Here is a 6011-nt window from a genome sequence, read left to right as displayed (position 1 = left end):
TCAATGCGGCGACCTCCTGGCGCGACAAGGCCTTGTGGTTGCTTCTGGCGGCATCAGGCATCCGTATGAGCGAGGCGCGCAATATGTTGCTCGAGGACGTGCTGCCGGACGAACAGAAGGTATATGTCATTGATCCCACCAAAAGAAGATTCCAGCCGCCGCCTAGCGTCCTGATGCAGCCCCGCTTCAAGGGGCGAGAGATCGCGGCGACGTATTTGTTCCCACCGCTGCGACAGCAGTTCTTCTCTGCCTTGGAACAGTATCTCAAGCTCGAATACGTGCCTACCGCAAAGCCCGGGGAAGCCAAGTTCCTGTTTCAGTACGACGAACCAACGAGGCGAGGCCTGCCATTGGTGAACGCAAGCGACACAGCGCTCACGAACTCGTTTAAGAAGGCTGCAAGAAAGGCGAATGTGCCCCTGCGATTCGACGGGCGTGAGTACACGGTGCATTCTCTGCGTCACCTCTATGGGGTCTATATGCTGAACGACTATCCTGTGGACGTCAGCAATCGCAGGTACGGCCTGCCGCTCACCGATGTCCAGATGCTTATGGGCCACGCGAAAATCAGCTCAACGCAAATGTATGCTCGCGCGAAGCGCGATCGCTTGATGCAAAAGCTTGAGGCCTCGGATCAAGCGCTATTGCACCTTGCTCCGCAAGAACTCAAATTGCTTCCAGTTGCGATAGTTGAGGGCCTGGAGCGTGGCCATGACTAGAGTCACGAAGGGGATTCCGAAACAGATCTACGGCTACCTCTTGTTCTATTGCTATGCCGTCGAAGAGTTCGGCATGCGATTGGAGGCATTGGCCAAATCTGATGCTTTGCCGCACGATCGAAGGGCTTTGGGCACCGCACAGCGTTTTGAGACAGGCGCTTTCGGGGAGGTGCCGCAGATGACTTACCGTGGTCACAGCTACCCGTTGACTGCCGTTCCGAATGTGTTCAGTTGGGCAGAGCGCGAATTGAAGCTTCCGGAGCCAGCTGGTGGCAGTGTCGTCTACCTGCCGCATTGCACGGTGCTGCGGCTACTCATCACTTCGCTAGAGACCGGCCTGCGGCTGCAGTCCGTGCAGTGGTTGGATCGGGAGAGCTGGCGAAGTCTGGGGACGCAGACGCCGGAGGAGAGTTATGCGTTCCCATTGCTGGTCAATACCGACAAGAGCGAGACCACCAACTGGCCGACCTACATCGTCCATCGCGTGAAGAACGTGCTTCAGCGACAGGAGGCATTCCAGGCTCAGTTTGCTGACGCAGACTCGTTCGGCCCCGTGGAATATGAAGGTCTCGATTTGTCGCCCTTCGACTCGATTCGTCCATTGTTCCGATCCCCCAACTCGGCGTATCCGGTTAGCGACGAGCTCTGCAACAAACATTGGAAGCGTCTGATGGTGGCATTCGAAGAGTTCTACCGAGAAGCCACCAAGGAGCGCCACGTTCGCATGTTCAAGCTGCAGCCGCTTCTGCATGACGATGGAACTCCGATCATCAAGGGCACGGGCGGCGCTGTGGAGCGCACATATTGTCCAATCAAGATACTTGCCATTCACACGCCACGTGCTTGCCGCGCTACCTTCGCCACGTACCGTAACGGTAGTCTCGAACTGTCAGACTTTGCAGAGTTGCTGGGCCATAGCAATGTGGTTGTCACCGCACACTACGCCAAGTCCGGTGAGGACGGCGTCGAGCCTTCCAACCAAACGCTCTTGCATCTGTCTCCAGAAGACGAGAAGTTGCCTCCCGCCGCGAGTGCTGATGAACTGAAGGATTGTCCATGATTAACGTCACGGACAAGATTCAATTTCTAGTCGACGGCGACGAGTTGCACGCCGCTGCGCAGCAGGCAATCCGTCGATCCATCGAGCTTCTTGAACAGCATTTTGGTAGCCCGGCGGGGCATGCCAACTATCAGCAATATGCGTTCGCTACGATGTTTCGAGATGGGACGTTACCTCAGGGCAGGAGGTACGATGAAGAGTTCGTGGTGGCGACGTTTGCAGCGAGTCAAGTTCCGCCAAGCTCTTCCGTGAAGGGGGCGACAGATTCGCTTCGTGCTTACACCAATGCGCCCCCACCTCCGGCGACCGGCTTGGCCTCATTAAAGCGCGGACTGAAGCTCTTTCTGGTTGAAATGTGGCGGCAGCGGACATTGATGCTACCGACAGTCTTCAACTCGGGCGCGTACTTTCCTATCGCGAAATTCGCCCACCCTTTACTCGACTGGGTGCGGACTTTCGGCCCAGAGAGCGAGCGCGGTTCAGCTGATGCTCGGCGAATGTACTACTATGCGCCCCGTCTAATATGGGCCACAGACTGGCGGGGCCCTCGAGACGCAACCCTCGACGAAATCGCTGAGATCGCACGTGCCCGTGTACTACATGCACGCGGAATATCGACGCAGGCGATCGCAGGCTGGAGTACGCTCCCACTGAGCTTGTTCGGCACCAAATTGCAACAGGCCTTTCCCGCGGAAGTCTCATTCACATCCTCGGACCTTTCGCGCTATTCGAACTGGTCAATGTCCCATGCTATTGCCGACGTTCCGTTCGCAGGCTACGACCCAGAGGAGAGAAAGCGCAATTTAAAGGATCGCGTGTTGCCTCCCAGGGCTAAAAAAGAGCGACGCCCGCAAGTCGCGCAGATTGCCGCCGACGAAGATGCGCACGAAGTCATTCTGCGACACTTCAAGGACCTGAAAGGTCATGCCCGCCACGGCTTTGATTGGCAAGTCAATGACCGCGTTGCCTACCCCGGTCGTGAACATGTTGACTTGGGTCGACTCATGCCTGTGTGGGTCAGGTGCTTCAAGTCTTTCATGCGAAACCGAGTGGATGTGAAGGGCTACCGCAGTTCGAACGACACGTCCGCGAGTCTCAACCTTCTTGCGGATTACTTGTTCTACTATCTTCCCTGGTGGAAGGAGGTGGCCACGGGGGGCAAGGTCGAGTTACCCGTAAGCCCGCGTGATTTCCTGCGATACGCATTTGTCGCGCGGCACACAGCGGCGGCGTGGACCGAACTTCCTGCCACGCTATTGGAGCTGATTCGGCTGCGTCGACCCAGCAACGCCTCCGCGAAGGTATTGATCCATCAATTGACGCTTTTCTTTGCGTTCATCGAGACCGACTTCTCCGACGACGATGAAGTTGCGGGTCCTCTGTTCACGAGTCCCCTGAATCCCCGGTTCGACGCGCCTCGCATTCAGACGAAAAACAAGACAACAAAGGTGGTCATACCGAAGGAGATCTACGGCTACCTCTTGTTCTACTGCTACGCCGTTGAAGATTTCGGCATGCGATTGGAAACAATGGCCAAGGCTGGGGCGTTGTCGCCTAGTCGAAAGGATTTGCGTACCGCGCTGTTCTTTGAGACAAGCGCCTTCGGGGAGGTGCCGAATGTGTCTTACCGTGGACGCAGCTACCCCTTGGCCGCCGTTCCCAATGTGTTCACCTGGGGTGAGCGCGAGGTGATGTCAGCCGGGGAGGCAGTCGGCAGCGACGTCTACGTGCCGCACTGCACTGTGCTCCGGCTGCTCATCACAGCGCTGGAAACGGGGCTTCGCGCGCAGTCAGTGCAGTGGTTGGATCGGGCGAGTTGGCGCAGTCTGGGGACGGCGACGCCTGACGATAGCTACACATTTCCATTGCTGGTTAACACCGACAAGACCAAGACTACCAGCTGGACGACCTACATCGTTCACCGCGTGAAGAACTTGTTACGGCGGCAGGAAGCGTTCCAAGCTCAGTTTGCCGATGCAGATGCGTTCGGGCCTGTGGACTATGAAAATCTCGATTCGTCGCCTTTTGATTCGATCAGGCCGCTGTTCCGATCAACCGATTCGGCCTTTCCGGTGAACGATGCAATCTACGAAAGATATTGGAGGCGTCTAATGGTGGCCTTCGAAGAGTTCTACCGCGGTGCCACTAACGAACGCCACGTTCGCATGTTCAAGCTTCAACCGCTTTTGCATGATGATGGAACTCCGATTATCAAGGGAACGGGTGACGCTGAAGAGCGGCCATATTGCCCAATCAGCATCCTTGCCATTCATACGCCGCATTCCTGCCGCGCCACCTTCGCGACGAACCGCAAGGGCGTACTCGAACTGTCAGACGCTGCTGAGTTGCTGGGCCATAGCGATGTGGTCGTCACGGCGCACTACGACAAGCCCGGTGAGGACGATCTGCGGCAGCGATTGCATGAAAGCGATGCTGCGATTGTGGGGGACTTTGTGCAGTTCCAAGAAGATTCAGCCAGTCACGTACGCGCAGATCAGCCGGACAGCGCATTGGTCAAGAGCTTTACCAAAAACCGTGAGAGTACGGTTAAGGCATTCAAGTTCATGCCGCCCATTGCGTTGTGGTCGATTGCCGAATCGAATGATGAGGCGAGCGGGATGCAACTGCTGAAGGAAGGGCCAATGTCTCGAATCCGATTCAGGGAGACTCACATTTGCCCTGTCGGCGAAGAGTGTCCCTCTGACATTTTGGAGCAGATTGGGGAGCCTCGACGCTGCGGTAGTTGTCCTCTGGCGATGAAGTGCGTTGACCACCTCACGGCGATCGCGGCCAAGCGCAATCAACTGCTTGAACGCATTAAGTACCAGCATCGTCGTCGGAAGCAGCTTGAGGCTGCGGGAGAGCCCATCGCAGTGCTCGACGAGATTTGGGAGGTGATTGAATTGGACGCCAACGAGTGGATAGGTTGGCAGCTAAGCGAGGAAATCCTAGCGCGTATGCGACTTGAACCGCTGGACGATGGCGATGTAGTTCTGCATGTCGAAAAGCCAGACGTGGTCAAGAGACATCTCGAGCGCGTAGCGCGCTCTTCTAGCGCCGCGGAATTCGTACTGCAGCGGATTGCTGACAGCAGCGCGTACCCAAGCATGATGACTCCGCAAGTGCAGCTTGCGGCCAGGCAGGTAAAGCGTAGGCTTCTCGCTGGTCGAGACTTCGATGCACTGAGCTTTGAAGACGACGGGCTCATCGAAGTCAAGGAAGTGGCAGCCATGCTAGCGCTCATGATGAAGACCGAGGGCATGTCGATGAAACAGGTAGCAAATCAACTGTCCACGCCGGCTCGCGACATTAGGCCCGTGCTGACTCTTGAGGTGAGCGGTGGGGCGTGAGCGCGGAGCGGCGAATCTTGCTCGATACAACGACGAACGGTCCGCGGACATAGTCCCAAAGATAGTGCACGAGCTTCGCCTTATTAAGAAGCACAAACTGGAGTTTAGGACCCACGGATTGCTCGCCGCTTACCTCGCAGCCCGCGTGGGGGCGCACAGGTCGACCTTGACCCGAAATGAAACGTACTTAGGGTTGCTTCGGGAGCACCTCGATGGCCGGCCTGGCGTCGTGTCTCGCACGCCAGACTCTACAAGCGACCCGGCAATTCTCCAGACAATGGTTGTTGCGGCGAAGCTCGAAGCATCCAACTTGCGCGAAGAGCTTACGCGCTGCAGGGCGCAACTTGGTCGACTTGAACAGGGCTCGCGCTCTGATGGTTCCCGTGGCGACTTAGACGTTGCCTTTTCAGATTTGGCAATGGCAATGGTTAACGTACTTCATCGCTTCCCTGAATTCATGGAGCTTGACCGTGAACGTCGTGAACTGGTGGACCTTTCAGCCAAACCTTCCGAGCGCGTCGTCATGGGGAAGGAGCGCATGGGTAGATTCGTGGAGTGGGTGGAGCTCAACCAGGCGCTGCCAATGGTCCAGGCCCTTGTGCTTGGCAGTGCAGGCAAACTTTGAAGGGTGATGGCATGGCAAATGGGCGGCAATTGTCGAGGGAAAACTTCGAAACCTTCCTTGTATGGATGGCTTCGAAAAGCGATCAAGACTTCCAATCGCTGGAGAGCCGAGGCGTCTTGTCGCGTACCAAAGTTTCGAGGGAATGCGGCTTCTCCAAAAGCTCACTTGACCAGAATCCTCACATAAAAAAAGCACTTAGAACTCTCGAATCTGAGCTTCGCGACCGCGGTGTGCTTCCCTCCTTGGTGAAGCGAAGC

5 protein-coding genes are annotated in these 6011 nt (G+C 56.6%); all 5 read left to right on the top strand.

Annotated features, from left to right (window positions below; all coding sequences use genetic code 11):
- Positions 1-719, top strand: a 719-nt coding sequence (locus HCU76_RS35905; RefSeq protein ID WP_218512004.1) for a site-specific integrase, incomplete at its 5' end; no start/stop codon positions are given.
- Positions 712-1779: a hypothetical protein gene (locus HCU76_RS35900; RefSeq protein ID WP_218512003.1), complete on the top strand. Its 1068-nt coding sequence runs from the start codon at positions 712-714 to the stop codon at positions 1777-1779. The genes HCU76_RS35905 and HCU76_RS35900, both read left to right, overlap by 8 nt.
- The gene (locus HCU76_RS35895) at positions 1776-5129 is read left to right on the top strand and encodes a hypothetical protein (protein ID WP_218512002.1); all 3354 of its coding nucleotides are present in this window, start codon (positions 1776-1778) and stop codon (positions 5127-5129) included. The genes HCU76_RS35900 and HCU76_RS35895 overlap by 4 nt, the downstream gene beginning before the upstream one ends.
- Positions 5130-5358: 229 nt before the next feature.
- The gene (locus HCU76_RS35890; protein ID WP_218512001.1) at positions 5359-5754 is read left to right on the top strand and encodes a hypothetical protein; all 396 of its coding nucleotides are present in this window, start codon (positions 5359-5361) and stop codon (positions 5752-5754) included.
- An 11-nt stretch (positions 5755-5765) separates the two neighbouring features.
- Positions 5766-6011 (top strand): VPA1267 family protein (locus tag HCU76_RS37460; protein ID WP_371319966.1); only part of this gene is annotated, 246 nt, incomplete at its 3' end.

Origin of the sequence: Variovorax sp. dw_308 (genome assembly GCF_019207085.1) — a bacterium.
Lineage (GTDB): Bacteria > Pseudomonadota > Gammaproteobacteria > Burkholderiales > Burkholderiaceae_C > Variovorax.
Note: the sequence above shows the minus strand (reverse complement) of the source record. Positions and strands in the feature narration are given on the sequence as shown.